At 40.7% G+C, this 19,204-nt stretch carries 14 protein-coding genes and 1 pseudogene; 14 read left to right on the plus strand and 1 reads right to left on the minus strand.

Going from position 1 to position 19,204, the window contains the following annotated elements; genetic code table 11:
• Positions 1 to 1,924 (plus strand): Ig-like domain-containing protein (locus AB4114_RS34515; protein WP_441992471.1); only part of this gene is annotated, 1,924 nt, incomplete at its 5' end.
• Between the two features lie 221 nt (positions 1,925 to 2,145).
• Positions 2,146 to 3,894, plus strand: coding sequence for a GLUG motif-containing protein (locus tag AB4114_RS34520; protein WP_441992472.1), 1,749 nt, complete (start codon positions 2,146 to 2,148; stop codon positions 3,892 to 3,894).
• A 133-nt stretch (positions 3,895 to 4,027) separates the two neighbouring features.
• Here AB4114_RS34520 and AB4114_RS34525 read toward each other — a convergent pair whose 3' ends face one another.
• On the minus strand, positions 4,028 to 6,049 hold the full coding sequence (locus tag AB4114_RS34525) for an S-layer homology domain-containing protein (protein WP_441992473.1): 2,022 nt from the start codon (positions 6,047 to 6,049) through the stop codon (positions 4,028 to 4,030).
• 288 nt (positions 6,050 to 6,337) lie between these two features.
• Here AB4114_RS34525 and AB4114_RS34530 point away from each other — a divergent pair.
• From AB4114_RS34530 to AB4114_RS34585, 12 genes and pseudogenes are all read left to right on the plus strand, one after another.
• Positions 6,338 to 6,538 (plus strand): annotated as a pseudogene (locus AB4114_RS34530) (RNA polymerase subunit sigma-70); the annotation flags it as partial.
• Positions 6,539 to 6,801: 263 nt separating this feature from the next.
• Complete coding sequence (locus AB4114_RS34535; RefSeq protein ID WP_441992483.1) at positions 6,802 to 7,971, plus strand: recombinase family protein; 1,170 nt, start codon at positions 6,802 to 6,804, stop codon at positions 7,969 to 7,971.
• An 8-nt stretch (positions 7,972 to 7,979) separates the two neighbouring features.
• A complete protein-coding gene (locus AB4114_RS34540) occupies positions 7,980 to 8,831 on the plus strand; it encodes a hypothetical protein (RefSeq protein ID WP_441992474.1) in 852 nt (283 codons plus the stop codon).
• Between the two features lie 110 nt (positions 8,832 to 8,941).
• Positions 8,942 to 9,643, plus strand: a complete 702-nt coding sequence (gene sigK / locus AB4114_RS34545; RefSeq protein WP_441992475.1) for an RNA polymerase sporulation sigma factor SigK — start codon at positions 8,942 to 8,944, stop codon at positions 9,641 to 9,643.
• Positions 9,644 to 9,737: 94 nt separating this feature from the next.
• Positions 9,738 to 10,412, plus strand: a complete 675-nt coding sequence (locus tag AB4114_RS34550) for an ABC transporter ATP-binding protein (protein ID WP_441992476.1) — start codon at positions 9,738 to 9,740, stop codon at positions 10,410 to 10,412.
• Positions 10,413 to 10,961: 549 nt separating this feature from the next.
• Positions 10,962 to 11,912 (plus strand): hypothetical protein, encoded by a 951-nt coding sequence (locus AB4114_RS34555; RefSeq protein WP_441992477.1) that lies wholly within the window; start codon positions 10,962 to 10,964, stop codon positions 11,910 to 11,912.
• 232 nt (positions 11,913 to 12,144) lie between these two features.
• Complete coding sequence (locus AB4114_RS34560; RefSeq protein ID WP_441992478.1) at positions 12,145 to 13,044, plus strand: acyltransferase; 900 nt, start codon at positions 12,145 to 12,147, stop codon at positions 13,042 to 13,044.
• A gap of 711 nt (positions 13,045 to 13,755) precedes the next feature.
• Entirely contained in the window at positions 13,756 to 14,202 is a 447-nt protein-coding gene (locus AB4114_RS34565; RefSeq protein ID WP_441992479.1) for a GNAT family N-acetyltransferase, read from the plus strand.
• Between the two features lie 428 nt (positions 14,203 to 14,630).
• Positions 14,631 to 14,963, plus strand: coding sequence for a dihydrofolate reductase family protein (locus tag AB4114_RS34570; protein WP_441992480.1), 333 nt, complete (start codon positions 14,631 to 14,633; stop codon positions 14,961 to 14,963).
• A gap of 411 nt (positions 14,964 to 15,374) precedes the next feature.
• Positions 15,375 to 16,808 (plus strand): DHA2 family efflux MFS transporter permease subunit, encoded by a 1,434-nt coding sequence (locus AB4114_RS34575; RefSeq protein WP_310499428.1) that lies wholly within the window; start codon positions 15,375 to 15,377, stop codon positions 16,806 to 16,808.
• 487 nt (positions 16,809 to 17,295) lie between these two features.
• Positions 17,296 to 17,979: a hypothetical protein gene (locus AB4114_RS34580; RefSeq protein ID WP_441992481.1), complete on the plus strand. Its 684-nt coding sequence runs from the start codon at positions 17,296 to 17,298 to the stop codon at positions 17,977 to 17,979.
• Between the two features lie 536 nt (positions 17,980 to 18,515).
• Positions 18,516 to 18,824, plus strand: coding sequence for a hypothetical protein (locus tag AB4114_RS34585; protein ID WP_441992482.1), 309 nt, complete (start codon positions 18,516 to 18,518; stop codon positions 18,822 to 18,824).
• Positions 18,825 to 19,204 lie beyond the last annotated feature (380 nt).

Raw genomic sequence — 19,204 nt, forward strand, 5'->3', positions numbered from 1 at the left:
GGAAGCAGGCACAGGAACAGCAACGATCAGTCCGTCCGGTTTATTGACAGGAACAACTGTAGGTACAGTCACCGTTAAAGCTACAGCCAATGATGGTTCGAATATTGTTGGTAGCAAGAGCATTACGATTGCTGCAATACCAGTCACAAGTATCGCCGTGACAGGTAAAGATGGAGCTACAAGTGTTTCGAACGGAAGCTCATTGCAAATGAGTGCAGCGGTACTACCCGAGAACGCAACGAACACTTCCGTAACATGGCGTGTGGAAGCAGGCACAGGAACAGCAACGATCAGTCCGTCTGGTTTATTGACAGGAACAACTGTAGGCACAGTCACCGTTAAAGCCACAGCCAATGATGGTACGAATATGGTTGGTAGCAAGAGCATTACGATTGCAGCTGTACCTGTCACAGAGATCATCGTCTCAGGCGCAAATAGTGTGACAAGTGTTACATACGGTAGCTCGTTGCAAATGAATGCGACGGTATTACCAGAAAACGCAACGAACACTTCCGTAACATGGCGTGTGGAAGCAGGTACTGGAACAGCAACGATAAGTCCGTCCGGTTTATTGACAGGAACAACAGTAGGTACAGTCACTGTTAAAGCCACAGCCAATGATGGTACGAATATGGTTGGTAGCAAGACCATTACGATTACAGCATTACCCGTCAATAGTATAGTAGTGACCGGAGCTGGCGATGCAACAACGGTAATCAATGGAAGCTCATTGCAGATGAACGCTGCTGTGTGGCCAGAGAATGCATCAAATACTGATATAACTTGGAGTGTGGTCGCAAATACAGGTAATGCGATGATCAACGCAACGGGATTATTGATTGCTACACAAGTAGGTACAGTTACGGTAATTGCAACAGCAGTGGATGGATCAGGGACTAAAGGAAGCACGTCAATCTCAATTACTGCAATCCCTGTTAGTCAAATTGAAGTTAAAGGGGCAGGCAACCTAACTTCAGTAGTTGCAGGAAATACGCTACAATTGATTGCAACTGTTCTACCTGAAAACGCAACTAACGCATCAGTGGTTTGGAGTGTGTATGGAAATTCAGGTGCAGCGACCATCAGTGATTTAGGTGTGTTAAATGCTATTGAACCAGGTATTGTTACGGTTACAGCGACAGCAACTGACGGTACAGGTACTAAAGGCAGCACAGCTATCTCAATAACACCGGTACCTGAAGTACCTGTTATGACGATTAGTATATCTGTAAAAGAAACTTCTAATAGGGATGCGGTAGTTATTGGGGGAACGCTACAGTTGGAAGCATCTGTATTACCTTTGAACGTAACGAATTCTTCAGTAACATGGCATGTTTATGGGAACGGAAATGGGTATACGGGGAATGCAATAATTAGTCAAAGTGGCTTGTTAACAGCAACTGGCATAGGTACAGTTACGGTTGAGGCAAGAGCAAATGACGGGTCTGGCATTGTAGGGAGAAAAGTCATTACGATCACGTCCGATGCTCCTCACATTAAATTAAGTCCGATTTCAACTAAAGTACAGGGTGAAGTAGTTGAGTTAATAGGGACAACTAATCTAAATGGATTGACGATTACAATCCTGGCCCCTAACGGCAGTGTTCTAACTAGCTTCAATGATGTTACTGTAACTAACGGTACCTTCTCTGACTCAAGGTTTATCTTGCCTGTGAATACCGAGCCAGGGATATATACAGTCATCGCTAACAATGGAATTATTTCCACAGAAATGAGTTTTGTTGTTATTCCTATTTCTACTTTCACTTTACTGGATCATGACCAGGATGGTCGTATTCAAATTGATGATGTTGTTACTTTTATTACTTCCGATAGTCCTGCGCGAGATTTCAATCTTGATGGTAGAATCGATCGGAATGATATTACTTTCATACTGAGTCTGATTTCTCCGATGATAGACTAGATTTGGATAAGCCCCGAAAAGGGGCTTATTTTATTGCGTAGAGATCTGTCAAATGGTATCGACAATTAATGGTTTATTTTGACAAAATATTTACTTAATAAATGTGGATATGTGATATGATTATAGGTATAAAGTCGCATATATTGCACCGAGAATCTAGTACTGGCTTTATTCCTGAGATAAGTGTGGCAGAGAGTTTTACTAGCTTTGGAGGGGAAATAATGATGCGTTCAATGTTAAAAAAAGGAATGATTATCCTATTTGTATGGATGATGGTATTGGGTGGAACGATCGGGATACTTGGCGGGAGCAGTGAAGTAGCCGCGGCAGGTAACGATTGGGTATACTGCGCTGGTGAAGGGGGAGATTGTCACTTTACAGGAGAGAAATTAGTACGATACGGGATTGGTGCCAATTTTGTATATGCTAGATTCACCGATGGGGTGGCATGTAACACTGGGACTTTTAAGCAAGGTGATCCTGCACCCGGAGTAGTTAAACTATGTGAGTATCTGGATGAATTTGCAAGAGGAAACGGAACGCAGCAACAACCCTATGAAATTTCAACTGCTGAGCAACTTGATAAGGTAAGGAATAATTTGCAGCCTGGTCTATATTTTAAGCTGATAAATGATATTGATTTAAATGTTAGTCCATACAATGATGGGGACGGTTGGCTGCCGATAGGCAGTGATGGTTCAGCTTTTCGAGGAAATATAGATGGCAATGGTCACATAATCAGGGGACTTACCATTAATAGGTCAGGTGTTAGTTTTGTTGGTTTATTTGGTCAACTAGAATCAGGTAGTACGGTTACGAATATGAGATTGGAAAATGTAAATATAACGGGTAATTGGGTTGTTGGTGGTTTGGCGGGACACAATAGATTTGGCTCCATTAGCAACAGCTATGTTACTGGATCAATAAATGGCAATCATGCTATTGGCGGATTGGTTGGATTTAATGATGGAACGATCACCACTAGCTACGCGGCTGCTGATGTAAATGGAAATTATGAGATTGGCGGTTTGGTTGGCGTAAATATGAATGGAACAATCACTACTAGCTACGCCACAGGGACTGTGAGTGGAACCAATCAAGCAGGTGGGTTGGTGGGTGTGAACAATAGGATTATAACCAACAGCTATTACAACAACGGTCCTACACATCAAGTTGATACAGGGAGAGGCACTGGTCTAACGGATAGTGAAATGAGAGTGAGAGCTAACTTTATGGGTTGGGATTTTGCAACAGATTGGTATCAACTTCCTAATGAATATCCTCAACTATGGGCTTTTACAAAGCTGACCAAGGGGACGACCCCTGGAACGACAAAGTTGTATAATACCGAAAATGGTATGGCGTATTCGATTAATGGTTTGAATTATGTTCCGATAACGGGTACATCGGTCGATAATATTAACGTAAATGTAGGGGATACGATTAGTATCCGTATTGCAAATGATGTAGGAAACATTAAAACTATTCTGGTAAAGCTAACAGACATTAATTCGCCATCCAGCAATGCCTTGTTGTCTAACATAAATGTGAAACAAGGTACGTTAACGCCAGGGTTTGAGCCATCGCAAGTGGACTATTTAGTAGAAGTGCCCAATGAGGTTGTAACATTTCGAATCGAGCTCGCCCCGGCAGATCCCTATCAAACGATTACGATAACGGGTGCAGTATATAATATGCTTGCTGATCAAGCTTACATCTACGATGTACCGAATCTAGTTGAAGGAATGAATACGATTCAAATTACGGTAACCGCACAGAATGGCAGCACACAAAATTACCAAGTATTCGTAAATCGTATGCCCATTGTGTTGGCAGATTTAAACGATGATGGAGATCGTGATATCGTTGATGTCCTTTTGACAATGAAACAAAGACAGGATCAGTTAAGTAGAGGACAAATTGAACAGTTGCTGCAACAGATAATACCAAAGTTTATTGAGTTGGATTAATGAACTAGGCGTCGTGTAGGAGGAGGCACCCTTTTGGGTGTCTTTTTTTCCCCATGCCAAACACCCCCTAAAATAGTATAGATTAACCTGATAGTTCTCTATTGTCTATTGTAGGGGGCAGAGGTTTTATATGTTATGGCTTTATATGAAGCATTCGAACAATGGCTGTAACGGCCTCCGCTCTGGTAGCAAGCATAGATGAGGCGAAGTTATTGCCTATGGTGCCGCCAAGTAGGTTGTTTTTGCTTGAAATGACTGCCGCTGGCTTAGCCCAATCTGGAATGTCGGCATCATCGGCATAGCCTGTTGGGATACCTGCTATTAGGGGGAGACCCAGGGCTTTTACGACCATAGAAATCATTTCTGCATGGGTAATGTTGGCTGTCGGTCGGAATGTGCCATCGGGATATCCGCTGACGAGGCCAAGCTGAACGGCTTGTTTGACTAAATTTGCCGCCCAATCTTCTACCAGGTTCGCATCGGTGAAAGTGAGCGGTACACCCTCTAGGTTAGGCTTCAATCCATTCATTAACATAACCGTAAACTCAGAACGCGTAATGTCAGCATTCGGCTTGAATGAGAAGTCCGGATAACCGCTCGCGATTTTACGCTCATAGGCCATGCTAATCTCAGGACTTGCCCAATGTCCTTTCGTGTCTGTAAAGGGACTTGTATCTGCGGTTGTAGTCGTTGCAGGGCTAGTTCCTTCTGTGACAGTGACCTTGCTCTGTGTAGATAAGCCGTCCCCGGAAGTTGCAGTAATTGTTACTGTGCCGGGGATGAGTGCACTGACTTGCCCGTTGCTGTCCACTGCTGCAATGTTTGGATTACTGCTCTTCCACGTTGTTTTGTGATTGGATGCATAACTGGGTGAAATCGCGGCGCTGAGTGAGACGCGTTCCCCCGCTTGAAGGTTGAGTGTGGGTTTATTGATCGTTATGGCTGTTACAGGAACTTTGAGCGCGTACATGTACAAAACAAACATGTCTAATAAGCCCTCGGACTTAATTTCTTCTTGATCGGCAAATTTGGTGGATACTTCGTAGAGGGTCCCATCATGTCCAGTGAATAAGGGTAAAATCTCGTTAGTATCAATCTTGTATTGCCACTGAATGGTACCGTCGGGGCTAAGCGCGTAAATTGCTTTATTTGCCGATGAATTGGTATAGATAATTCCATTCGGCCCAAGAAGTGGCGGGGTGACCGTACCGCCTGCAGCGAATTGCCATTTTATCGTTCCACTAGGTAATAAGGCGTTGAGCTTTCCATCTTGTGATCCGAAATAAACACTTCCGTCTGGACCGACAGATGGCGCATATAGGCTGCTGCCTTGATCGAATTCCCATTGTTTAGTTCCGTTAGGTGAAACGGCATAAAGTTTATGATCATCAGATCCAACATAAATGGTAGCATCTAACCCGATAGTAGGTGTCGATGTTGCTAGACCGCCTATTGGAAATATCCATTTCTTCGTCCCATTTGGCTTGATCGCGAAAAGCGATTTGGTACCCATAGTTGCATAAATAGTGCCATCAGGGCTAAGAACCAGCTTCGCCTGATTTTTTACCTCCAGATCAAGCCACCAGATTTCTGTGCCATCCATAGGATTTAGAGCATGTAGAATGCCATCTTTAGATGCGACATAAATCGTTCCGTCCGCCCCAAAAATCGGTACAGATGCGACTTGATCGCCTGTAATGAAAGACCATTTCAATGAACCATCTGCTCGAAATGCCATTAGCTTGCCTGGCTCACCGGCTCGGCCAGTACCGACATAAATGGTACCATCCTTATCGATGGCAGGTGATGTTAAGATATGTTCATTGATGGCAATTCGCCATTTCTTCGTCCCGTCTGGCAAATGTGCCGCAATCCCGTTTCCAGCCAGTATTGTATAAGAGAAGTAAATGGTATCGTCGGGAGCAACAGTGGGAGTACCGATATACGATATTGCGATTGTCGGAGCTTTCCATTTTAATTGTACGAAGCTAGAATTCTGAAACATGATGAGGTCCTTGACGTTAGGATTAAGGTTCGTAATTGGCGTAATCGTCTGCACAGGATCTATCGTGAATTGAGCTGAAACAGGTAAGGTAGTCGACGCGAAACCTATGAACAATACGAGTAGGCTGCCTATGAAGCGTACATTCTTCAACTGGACACTCTCCCTTTATTTAACAGATATTAAGTTGATTATTTCATGTGCACAGGGATTATTCAATATGAAAGCATAAATGACAATGCTTAAAGGTAGTTTTTTTGGCCGGAGTTTCGTACGTGCTCAGCAAGTAATCTTAAATGAGCAAATTTCGAACGACATATTCAAGTAAGTTATTCCGTACAGGCACTTCTAGGCGCTAACCCACATAGACTAATACTATTCTAAATAGCGGAGGCTACCGAAGCCAACATGCTCCGCAATACGCTCAAGGGGGTAGCTGGAATGCCAGGATTGTTTGGTACGATTGCCATTTTGATTAAGCAGCTTACATTGCTTGTGTCCTATGTAAAGAATAACGCGTTTCCACAACCACTTACCGAGGCAGAAGAAGAAGTACATTTGCGTCAAATGGCTGAAGGTAATGATCATTCCAGAAATAAGCTGATTGAGCACAATTTAAGGTTAGTTGCCCATATAGTAAAGGGGTTGTGGACACGAAGCTATGTAGGACAAGCTTTTTTTCCGAATACCAACAATTGAAGAGTATTCAATGTATTTTAGCAATGATGTTAAGTAATAACGGAATATTGTTTTTCAGCTGTCAAAGCTTCGATTGAAGTTGGATTGGTAGAAGAAATATCTAATCTGTTTGATCAAACTAACAAAAATTCATCTTAAAAATTTGACAATATCGAGCTAGAATTTCCATCAACAGTTGACTGGAATACAATTCAAGACGGCCATTAATAAACGAAAAGGAGGCAGAGGTTGTTAGGAATATTTATCAGTGGTATATCTTTGATCACTTAACACTTCGTGAAATTGGAAGTAAGCTTTATGATTTGGGTGTATCCCCAAAAAGGCAAGAAAGTTGTAATTGGGGATCTTCTTCAATTTCGCGTATTTTAAATTCAGAGGTTTATATCGGTAAATACTATTACAATCGCCGAAAATTCAAAAAGGTTAAAGGTGAGAAAACCAAAGGCGGTGCACCTAAAAAAACTTATGAATTTCGTGAGAAAGGTGACTGGATTCTGGTTGAAATTGAGCCTATCGTTGATTCGGCACTTTTTGAATTAGCACAAGAACAAAAAGTGAAAAACACTACAAGATCCGGAAATACAAAGTATGAATATCTTCTCAAATCAATAATTAGATGTTCACATTGTGGAAGAACCTGGGATTGCACAACATATGCATCAAAAGGTTTGTACGATGGTGTGAAAAGAAAGTATACCTGTTATCGATGTCCAAATAAAAACCCAAAGCGTTATGGAAATGGAGTAACAGCTTGTCCCGCAAAGACTTTGAGAGCTGATTTGCTTGAAGAGTTTATATGGAATCTCATAATGTCAGTGATATCTGACCCAAATGAGTATATTGCACAATTAGATGTGATGTCGGAGTCAGTTGTTAGTGAGATTAAACAAGCCAGCGAGTTGGTAAGAAATCAACTCATTGAAAAGGGGAAGGAAATTGAAAAAATAAAAATAATGTTTATGCGTGATGTAATTAATGAGGAGCAGATGGCAGAAGAGATTGCCAAAATCAATGTGTTTAAGTTAGATCTTCAACGAACTCTAGACAATTATTTATTGCAGCTTGAAGCGTTCGAAGAGGGGAATGTGAATGCTGAAAAGATTACATTAGCTACAGAACGCATTAAGGAGTTCATTGGAAGAAATGGCTCAGAACTATCATTTGATGAAAAAAGAAAAATCGTCGAATGGCTTATTGATGAGGTGAGAGTTCATTATATAGGTAATGAAGTTCAAATTACAATGATTGGCCATTTAGAAAACTTGTTAGCAGAGAAGACCAATAAAGAAACAGATGTTGGTGTAGTGCTGCATAGAAAGTTCAAGTTAAAGCAGGCAAATGTATATAGTCCTATGAAGATAGTTGAGTGGGAGTAGTTTATCAAATGACGATCTTTCATCTCAACTATTTTTTTGAGCAGGGCAAGTATGAGGAAATGAAACAGTGCGAATTCATTACGAGCAGTATTAAGGATAATGTTCGTCTGTTCCAAATGAGTTCTGAAAAAATGAGAATTGAATGGAATGAAATTGGTGTAGTTAGCAAGTTTCTTTCTAACAAAGAATATGCTTGGGACAAGGATGCTCTAAAGGAGATGTTTTATGATCTAGGCATTTTGGTTCATGCATGTTCTATTTGTATAGAGAAGTTAAGTGAAGAACAGCTATTAAGATTAGTTAATAAAGATATGCTATTAGTTGAGAAGTTTGTTCGTTTTAGTCCCAATAAACAATTGAAGAATACATATAACGTTTGGTGGGCTGATATGGATATTCAAGATCAATTGGCGGTATGGCATGAATATCATAAAAATCTAGAGATCTTATCTGGAGAGTGGTATAGACTTAGAAAACGTGCGTGCACTTCGGCAATCCTTCAAAAAGAGAAAAAGGTTGTAACCGATTATGGGACAATCTCTCTCTTAGAGACGAAGCCGGCCGTTTTAGTTCAACATTTTCTAAGTATCTTTGGGATCAGTGAACTGCTGGATGTTGCAGTTATAGATATATCTAAGTTAGAGGAACTTGCAGCCAGAGGATTTATCTGCATGTCAGAAATCAATAAGTATAGAATGTTTAAGGATGTTAAATTGAAGTTTTTTCTGATGGAGATCTCAAAAGAGCAGGCGATGTACGAGTTCAATCAGAGGAGACTAAAGTTGCTCTCTTATCTTAGTGTAACAAGATCCCCACAAGTTAATTTAAATGAGCTGGTTCTAGATGACTTCTTTGTCTAAGTTATTAGGTACATGCACTTCTAGGCTCCTACCTACATACACTAATACTAAGCTCAAAGCGGAGACTTCCGAACAGCTAAGATCCGCTAACACTGAAGGGGGTGGCTGGAATGCCTGGATTGTTTAGCGCAATAGCCGTATTAATCAAGCAGCTAACCTTGCTTGTATCCTATGTCAAAAATAATGCGTTTCCTCAACCACTTACCGAGGCAGAAGAAGAATTACATCTGAGGCTTATGGCAGACGGTAATGATCATTCTAGGAACAAGTTGATTGAACACAATTTGAGATTGGTCGCCCATATAGTGAAAAAATTCGATAATACGGGGGAAGATTTGGAAGATTTGATCTCCATCGGGACGATTGGACTTATCAAAGCTATCGAATCCTTCTCCCCAAACAAAGGTACGAAGTTGGCGACTTTTGCAGCACGTTGTATAGAAAATGAGATTTTAATGCATCTTCGTTCATTGAAGAAGACACGTAAAGATGTATCTCTGCACGATCCCATTGGAACGGACAAAGAGGGGAATGAGATTACGTTAATTGACATCCTCGGCAGTGAAGCTGACGATGTAGTGGATGCGGTACAGCTGAAGATTGAGAAGTCTAAGATATATAAAAATTTAGAGATTTTGGATGACCGCGAGAAGGAAGTTGTTGTCGGTCGGTTTGGTTTGGAGCTTGGCGGTGAGGAACGGACGCAGAGGGAGATCGCGAAAGAGCTGGGGATTTCCCGGTCCTATGTATCGCGCATTGAAAAGCGGGCGTTGATGAAGCTATATCATGAATTTTATAAGGCGAAGCGGTAAGGCTGCTAGGTTAGGGGGAGCATTTTAACACGTTTCGTATAGTCGCATTCTTCATTGTTAGGGATCTTGGGATCGCAAAATGGAGGCGAAGGATATGAGCCTAATTCAAATTGATCATGTCTGTAAACAATATGTGATGGGTGGGGAAACGATTCGCGCGTTGGATGATGTGTCATTAGTTATTGAGCAAGGAGAATTTGTCGCGATTATGGGGCCTTCAGGTTCGGGGAAGTCGACGCTGATGAACATCATCGGGTGTTTAGATGTGTCTGACACGGGATCATACGTTCTTGACGGCAGAGCGATTAACCAGATGAAGGATTGGCAGCTAGCCGAGATACGGAATCGGAAAATCGGATTCGTGTTTCAAAACTTTAATTTATTGCCCCGATTAAGTGCATATGAGAACGTAGAGTTGCCTTTAATTTATCGGGGGATGACGCGGAAAGAACGAGAGCCACTTGTTTTGAAAGCTTTGGAAGCGGTCGATTTGGTGGATCGGTGGAAGCATCTGCCTTCGGAGTTGTCTGGCGGGCAGCAGCAGCGGGTTGCGATCGCACGAACGCTCGCAGGAGATCCTGCGATTATTTTGGCGGATGAACCGACTGGAGCACTGGATTCGAAGACGGGGATTGAGATTATGGATATATTTAAGAGGTTGAATGAGCAGGGTAGGACGATAATTTTGATTACGCATGACCATGCGATAGCGCAGCAGGCGAAGCGGGTTGTGAGGTTTCGGGATGGGCGGTTGTTAGAGAGTGTTTAGAATAAGAAGGTGAAGACCGGGGACTCCATGGGATATATGCGGAGTTCTGTTTTTTTTGTCGAAAACGGGTGTTATTCTTTCACTATTAAGTGAGTGAGGCCTCTTATATTGGTGAGAGGGAAATGATGACTTCGTTCGAACAATAAATCTTCATTTGTGACAGTCTGCCTAGATTACCTAGATGGAATAGAGAGTGGGTTGCGTAGTGTAAGGCCAATAATGGAAATATGTATGTTGCAAAGAAATCGGAGGAAAACCGAGTGATATCATGCTCTTATTTTATGGAGGTGCAACTTGCTGCTGCTACGCTACTGATCAAGGAAAATAAAGTCCGTTAGTGGAAAATAGAGTTCGTTAGTGGGTGTTTACTTTTGTGAACATTCACTTATCTTAATTCTGGGGAGTCATTTGTTGATTATCGGTGGTTGCCATACAAACAATATAATATGCATGCATGATGGAAGGTGGCCCTTCACCCCGCTAACGGGCAGGATTGTTGAATTAGGCTCGCGAAGATTTAGTGTAATAGGAATTAAATTGGAGGACATTATGTTAAACCAATCCATATTGAGGGACGGATTAACGATCATCGCTTCATGCAAACAAGAAACAGGTGACATTTGGCAAGCTCATTATGGTGCTGCCGCTATTGGTAGTTATTTTTTCGTTTCAACGAATAATTTGAGACAAGAAATCACTGAACTCATTGCTTCGCAGGCTGGAGCGATGGTACAAAAGATTCTTGGATCGGAAAGTACTCAACACCGTTCCGATTATGACAAATGTACGGCTGAAGCTGCCATACTTGAAGCACTTGATAAAACGATTGATGAGCTGCACTGGGTCGGTCATAATGTAATTTACAGCGCTGCAAGTTTGTTGGCTATCCATGAACTAAAAGGTTGGGGAAGTACTGAGGAAATTGCTGGAATAATCGATCTCATTCTCTCGTTTGAGAGGACGATTCCGGGACGTTCTTGGATTGGTTTTTCTGCTTCCGAGGTGAAAAGGATGCAGATTATTGATGAAGACGGCTTTCCGAAAATATCGAATCCAAAAGAGCTATCATTGCTTGTGCTGGAACAGCTCACCGAGTTCCCCGTCATTTATCGCGCGGAATCACATCATGATTTAATTGGTCACATGTTAACTTTCTCACATGCGTTAAACATCTTGTTTGATCTAGGCCATGTCTCCTTCTTCGAAAGAGGATTACTTCCAATAATGAAGTTGGTTAAAGTTCTACGCCATAGTCGTAACATTAAACCTGGAGATTCAATCAAATTGGTTTCGCCTGTCGATCAATTGCCTCTGCTACCTGCGACGAGAGTAAACGCGCTACCGACCGAAATTCAGTTTTGGGAAAAGAACTATAGCGAACAAGATTGGGATGTTGGTCACGTATTTAAATTTTCTCATAGCTTTTATGATCATTTACGACGAGTGGAGCAAAAGAAAAATTCGTACAGTGAAAAATTTCGGTATATCATAACTCAATAGATCACAACTCGAATGACAAGTGTAAGAAACGGCAGCCGGCATCAGGACTGCCGTTTTCTCAACTAACTGGCAGGATTGTGGAAATAACTTGAAGAAATTAAAGGAAGGGGGAGTATTCTTCGTGTATTGTGAATTGAACGGAAATGAAAAAGAGCATCGGGATATTGCAGAGTTTCACATCACAATCAAAGTTTAAAGCTCACATAATATTGTTGAGGTGGTAGGTGTTTAATTGATAATATCTGTTAGATCAAAGATTCATGAAATGGATATTGTAAGAGCATTGGCTATTCTTGCGGTCGTTCTTATTCATTCCACTTCAGATGCAACCCTTGAACCGACTGATGGAAGCTTATCACAAATTATCTTTTATGCAATCAACAGGGCATGTCAATTTGCTGTTCCTTTATTTATCCTAATTAGTGGTTTTGTCTTATTTTATCAATATTACGATAACTGGAATGAAAAATTGGCTTGTAAGTATTTCCGAAAAAGAATATGGAGGGTTGCCATTCCTTATGTAGTATGGTCTTCATTTTACTACACGTTTAATCAATATATATCTAAAAGAGGAATAAATATAAATCTACATGATTTTTTCGTTTCTTTTAAATGGGGTGAAATCGGCTACCATTTATATTTTATGATTCTTATTCTACAGTTTTATCTGCTGTTTCCCGCTCTTATGACATTAGCAAAAAGATGGACATGGTTTAGGCATTGCTTAATCCCCTTAGGGTTCCTAATACAAGGGTCTTTCTATGTATATAAAAATTGGGTTAAAGAATTACCACATGTTTCATCATTATCACCTACATATTTTGCTTATTTTTTAATCGGGGGTTATCTGGGCATTTACTACATGATCTTCAAATCATGGTTGAAGATAAATATTATATGGATATTGCCGGTTACCTTTCTTTCAGGTTTTATATATGTCGGAATGTTAATAGAAAGTCGTTATTCAAATATACTTTTTGAAAATACACCATGGTATGATATATCTGTACTTTTTTATTCAGTAGGAATTGGGATAACCTTCCTTAGGCTAGGGTGCTTATTGTTAAATAAATCGTATGCGCCAATTCGTTGGCTTAATTCAATTAGTAATTACCATTTGGTATTTATTTAATACATCCATTTTTACTAAGTTCATATAAAAATTTCAATAAACCTCCCGGTGCAATCTGGGAATATAATTTATACACATTATTTAGCTTTATAATTGTTTTTGTCGGAGCATGGTTTCTATCTTATGTGTATCATAAACTGATATACTGGATGCTAATGATTTACCGAAAAGTAACACTCAAAGTTTAGAATCCTAAATTCCCGATAGCTCTTGAGGCAACGGCATGATGCTTTATTCCATAAGTGAATAGAAAAGGGAATAAACCCTTCCGTAAATTTCTCTTTGCTAACTGGTATGAAGATGATAATGCCTCATTCGAAATCGTAGCAGAAAAAGTAGATTTTATTGTTTAGATATCATTTGTCAACTCTTTATTGCTAAAAAGAGATGATCGCTACGCTAACTGGGAACGTTACTTCAATAAACTATAAAATGAGGMTGCCGCCGCGAAAACGATGGCAGCCTCATTAAGCTATCGGGCAGTAGAGCGTGGTGGATGATCAACGTCAGATCTCAAGAGTCAATTTTTATAGCTGTTTTGTACCAATTAAGACGAAAAACTTAGTGGTAAGATGAATGGGTGATTTCCCAATTGAAAGGAGTGATGTGGTATGAAAAATTCCCATGCTGTTGTGGTTACAATGAAGGATGTTCAATTATAGTCATGGAGAGATAAAATCCACTATGAAGCAATTTTGGGAGGAATTTTCTTTGGGTATTGAATTAAAGCAAGTGTCCAATGAAAACTGGTATGATTGTACCAAGTTAAAAGTTAAGAAAGAACAACTAGATGTTTTTCCTGCACCTGTTGTTTATTGGATTGCAGAATCTAAATATGTTGATGATTTTGAGCTGCGTGCAATTTATTGTGATGATAATTTAATCGGATTTCTTACTTTTTGTAAAAATCCAGACTCGGATGGCAACCACTGGATACCTGCAATAATGATTGATGAAAATCACCAGGGTAAGGGTTACGGAAAGACAGCAATGAAACAACTAATTGAACTGATTGAATCAATGGGCTGCAAAAGAATTATGATCGGGCACAGACCTAATAACTTAATTGCTGGAGAAATGTATGAATCCTTGGGGTTTAAAAAGGCAAGTGAAGAGATAATTGATGGTGAAATCATACGTTTACTTCAACTTAATTAAAAAACTGTCAGCGTATTGCTTATAGACATTGTTTAGCTACCGAAGGAAAAGCTCAATTACTCACACAGCAGTCGGTTAATTGATCGGCTGCCGTTTGCTCAACTATCGGGCAGTTTTGCGCAACATTGTTGTCTGCAAAAAAATTTAGAACCCCCTTGAACCTTACGTAACGTAATGATTTATAGTGGACGAAACATCAAGGACAAAACACAGGACAACGGTAAAAAAATCGAACAGGATAAATTTGAAATCGGAGGAGAAACGGATATGAGAAAACTCGTATTGTTCATGCATGTGTCGCTGGATGGGTATGCGTCAGACTCAAACGGAGGACTGATTGGATTCCGTACAACGAGGAATTTGAGAAATACGCCGAGGAGGTCGTAGCCGAAGTCGGCTCTTCCGTTTAAGGACGTATGACGTGTCAGATGATGGAGAGCTACTGGCCCACAGTGCTAGATGATCCGAATGCGTCGAGGCACGGTATGGAGCATGCTAAATGGTTGCAGGATGTTAAGAAGATTGTCATTTCCGGCACGATGGAAAAGGCGGAATGGAACAATACGATGCTGATTAATGACAAAATCGCAGAGGAAATCAAGGCGCTCAAGGAGCAGCCTGGCAAAAATCTCGTTATCTTCGGCAGCCCGGGGGCGGCGAAGACGTTGCTTGAGCTCGGCCTGATCAACGAATTTCTATTGACGATTTGTCCGGTCGTCCTGGGCAGCGGAAAATCGGCATTCGACGGCGTCGTTGAGTAAATCAGGCTCAAGCTGCTGTCCACCCAATCGCTCAAGTCGGGCATTATCGCGACCCGCTTTGAGTTGGAGAAATAGTCGCGCTGTACAAGGTGTGCCGCTCTAACGGTGAACGATAGCTCAATCAAAACACGAGGGCAATCGTTCAAAGTTCGGCTGCCGTTGTTCCTTTAACGGTCAATATAGAATTTTTTTTCACGTCACTTATCGAGATATTAAAGGCCACAACTGTATTAACGGAAGGGACCAAATCAATATTCGAGTGATAGAGGGGTTCCTATAGAACTGAAAGGTAGAATATTGTTGAATTTGTTTTGGACTTGTATAAGTGCTCACTCTGTTGTATTTTATAGCGGATCCGAATAGATAGAGTACTATTTAAAATAGTTGTCAGGAGAGGGAAATGAAATTAATATGAAGAAATATAATACGCGGGCTATAATGGCGTCTCTGCTCATTTGCGGTTTCGTAGGCATGTTCAGCGAGACAGCACTCAACATAGCAATTAGTAATTTAATGGACGTTTTCCAGATTTCGGCCGCGACTGCACAGTGGTTAACGACTGGCTTTTTGCTGACTCTTGGAATTCTGATGCCGATGACAGGTTTACTGCTACAATGGTTGACTACTAGGCAGCTTTTCATTGTTTCGCTTGTAAGCTCGATCGTTGGGACATTGATTGCAGCGCTTGCTTTCAATTTTGAAATGCTGATGGTCGCTCGCGTTCTGCAGGCAGCCGGCATGGGTTTATTGATTCCGCTCATGTTTAATACGATTCTCGTAGTTTACCCTCCAGAGCAGCGCGGGGCAGCGATGGGCTTCGTTGGTCTCGTCATCATGTTCGCACCGGCAACTGGCCCTACTGTGGCGGGTCTTTTAATCGAATATTTATCATGGCACTACATTTTCTGGCTGTCTCTTCCTTTTTTGGTCATAGGGCTGTTGATAGGATTGAAATTCCTGGAAAACGTCACTGAGGTCACAAGACCGAGGATTGATCCATTGTCCATTATTTTGTCATCACTAGGCTTCGGCGGTGTAGTCTTTGGTTTCAGTAAGGCGGGCGAAGGGGAGGGAGGCTGGACTAGTGCGATCGTGCTCTCATCGATTGTTATCGGCCTAATCGCGCTTGTATTGTTCACACTTCGCCAAATGTTAATGCGTGGGCCGATGATGAACTTGCGAGTCTTCAAGTACCCTATGTTTATTGTGGGGCTGCTTCTTGTGCTGTCGTGTATGATGATCATCTTATCAAGTATGATTATTTTGCCGATGTATCTGCAGAACGGGATGAAACTATCCGCGTTTGCTACCGGGCTCATGCTGCTGCCAGGCAGTGCGTTGAATGGTATCTTGTCGCCGCGCATGGGACGCTTGTTTGATAAGTACGGGCCTAAGTGGCTCGTTATCCCCGGCCTTGTCATCGTAGCAGTGATGTTATGGTTTTTTTCCAGTATATCAGTTGCCTCTTCTGTAGCCTTTATCGTGTCCTTGCATATTGGTCTCATGATTGGTATATCCATGGTATGGATGCCGGCGCAGACGAACGGGCTTAACCAACTGCCGCCAGAACTTTACCCACATGGAACGGCAGTCATGAACACGCTGCAACAGGTCGCAGGTGCGATCGGAACGGCAGTCGCAATCAGCATTCTTACTAAGGGCATGGAAAAGTATTTGATCGGCTCATCGATGCCGAGTGAGCCGGCCGAGATGGCTAAAGCCATGATGTTCGGTTCCCAGAACGTGTTCATGTTCGCGATGACTGTTACACTCCTCGGGCTAGCCGCGGCGTTCTTCATCCGCCGTGTCGTCGTTAAGCATGCGACGATGAATTCGATGCATTGAAATTCCAATAATAGGAGTAATCAACAATAGATTTGGAAAAAGGAACACAAACCCAGAATGGGATTAAGTGTTCCTTTTTTGTTAAGGATACAACGTTTTTGACCATAACCAAAACTAGACTCACATCAATTATTTAATATTTGTGAATAATTATTCTAAATAGCACTTGCGGATACTCTCATACATTATGAAAATTACGGTAACTTTGGGATGGGGCGAGAGTGGACCGACGGATTTGGTTGATCTCTATCATAAACGGATTCTTGATCGTTAAATTCAGAAGCAAAGATGACCTTTCAACAAACGGGACACGTTTGTTCAATACACAGCAAAGGGAGGCTGCCTGCACGATCGGCAGCCTTTCGCTCACCTAACGGGCAGATTAACACAATAGTATGAGACAACCATAGTCCATGAGTAAATATTGATGCGATGAAATTATATGGTATAATTTAGAAAATTAGAAACTACACATAGGATGGTAAAAATGTTTGATTGGATTGAGGAGACTATCCCCACCAACAGAAGTATGAAGCAAATTCTTGGTAGGCGGTTTAATTTAAAAAAGGTTTCACTTGAATCTCCTGCATCTATGTCTGAATTAGCAAGATTGCTTTCTGCTGGCAGTGCGCTTCTTGCGGACAATATGATGAATGTCTATTCTGCTAAAGATGAAACTGTTCGTTATTTAATAATGAATGACATTGCGCCTCATTTTGAAGATGTAAAAATTGTTTATGTTGAAGATGAAATTGATGTTGTTAATATGCAATATCTTAAAGAAGAATCAAAGAAAATGTTTGACAGCACGAATAACGGAATAATTCAGGTTATACATGACTTATTTAGAACTAATGACATGAGTATATGGACAGATGGTAAAAAAAGAGAACTTGCTCGTTACTCCGTTAAACTCAATGAGTTAGATAAGTATGTTATTGAAAATACAAATGACATTCAGGATTTTTTCACAAAGGGATATTTTGACTTAGGTGAGGAGTTTGGCTTTATCCCAACTGGTTGGACACTTGTAGATGAATTGAAAKAATCGAAAGCATTGAGATTCTTTGCAACCTTTATCGACTGTATAACATTAGTCGTTGATTTAAGTAATAAACAAGTTGTTATGATACAGCTTTCAGGGGACTCTGAGATGAATACAGATGAATGATATCTTCATCAGTGATTTCAAGACCGTTAGAGGGGCTTGCTTTGCAGCAGCTCCTATTTGTGTATTAAAGTAACGGATAACGATAGCTCAATTGGAAAAGCAATATGATAATCAAGATAAGGGATGATTGCTTGGACGATTATGTTGGGATAATTATTGCGTTGTTGCTAGGGGTTGGATTTCTGTTTATACGGAAATCTAAACTTTATAAAAGGAATTTGACAGCACGATTGACAGGTTATGTAATAATATTAATGAGTGTTATCCTTGTTTTTGTTGTCATACTAGCGTATCTCTCTCAAGCCTCACACGGATATGGACACTAGATGATATTACCCTAATGGGTAACGATAGTTGAACAAACCTTTACCGGCTGCCTCGTGCAGCCTATTGTGCTAAACGGGCACGAATCTTTAATAATAATATATAGAGGTGTTGGATCACAATTGATACGTTTTAGTACAGCAACAGCAATTCTAATTCTATTAAGTTTATTAATGTCACTTTCTGGGTGTTTTATGGAGGATGATTCAAAAATGAGGATAAAAAAGGGAGAATTTAAAAACGTCGCACTTGAGATTGTTAAGGTTTTTGAAATAAGTATAAAATATGTGGGATTTCCTTTTTCTGAGAGGGAGAAAATAGATGCGTTCTATGAGAGCAAGTTTGACGAAGAGGGAGAGCGCATTAAAAAACTTATTATGAATGTAGAATATAATTTTTTTGGCAGTACAAATTTTAAAGATAGAAACGATCCAAAGAATAAGGTTCTATTTGAAAAGCTTTCGTCAGATATAAAAGAAATTAGAGAAGATCTTGAGAATTATCCAGATAATAATACATAGCGGCAGAACTTTTCTACGCTAACTGGGAACGAGAGTTGAGTAAATGTTACACGATTGAAATCTTATTTTCATCTGGTATTAATCAATAACGGTTATAATAATAAATGACCCMCTTTAAAATATAAACTTTGACCCGCAGCCCGTTGCTGTGGGTCTCTTTTTGTTATTGCACTAAAGTGCAGGCTTCTTCAATGGTTTCGTCGAATACTCAAATGTGTTCTTTTTCCAACAAAAGGAGAGTTATTATGGAAAATAATCTTTTAATTCTAAAAAGAGTTCCAACGATATCAGAATATATAAAGCTTTGTTGTGCGGTTGGTTGGGAAGATTATATGAATTTCGAAGTTGCAGAAGAATCTTTAAACCAATCGCTGTTTGGT

This window comes from Paenibacillus sp. 2RAB27, from assembly GCF_052115445.1.
GTDB lineage: Bacteria > Bacillota > Bacilli > Paenibacillales > NBRC-103111 > Paenibacillus_E.

Excerpts from the sequence above, each read along its gene's own strand:
- AB4114_RS34575 (WP_310499428.1), top strand. The coding sequence starts at position 15,375 with ATGAAGAAATATAATACGCGGGCTATAATGGCGTCTCTGCTCATTTGC.
- AB4114_RS34570 (WP_441992480.1), top strand. The coding sequence starts at position 14,631 with ATGATGGAGAGCTACTGGCCCACAGTGCTAGATGATCCGAATGCGTCG.
- AB4114_RS34555 (WP_441992477.1), top strand. The coding sequence starts at position 10,962 with ATGTTAAACCAATCCATATTGAGGGACGGATTAACGATCATCGCTTCA.
- AB4114_RS34520 (WP_441992472.1), top strand. The coding sequence starts at position 2,146 with ATGATGCGTTCAATGTTAAAAAAAGGAATGATTATCCTATTTGTATGG.
- AB4114_RS34585 (WP_441992482.1), top strand. The coding sequence starts at position 18,516 with ATGAGGATAAAAAAGGGAGAATTTAAAAACGTCGCACTTGAGATTGTT.
- AB4114_RS34540 (WP_441992474.1), top strand. The coding sequence starts at position 7,980 with ATGACGATCTTTCATCTCAACTATTTTTTTGAGCAGGGCAAGTATGAG.
- sigK (WP_441992475.1), top strand. The coding sequence starts at position 8,942 with ATGCCTGGATTGTTTAGCGCAATAGCCGTATTAATCAAGCAGCTAACC.
- AB4114_RS34550 (WP_441992476.1), top strand. The coding sequence starts at position 9,738 with ATGAGCCTAATTCAAATTGATCATGTCTGTAAACAATATGTGATGGGT.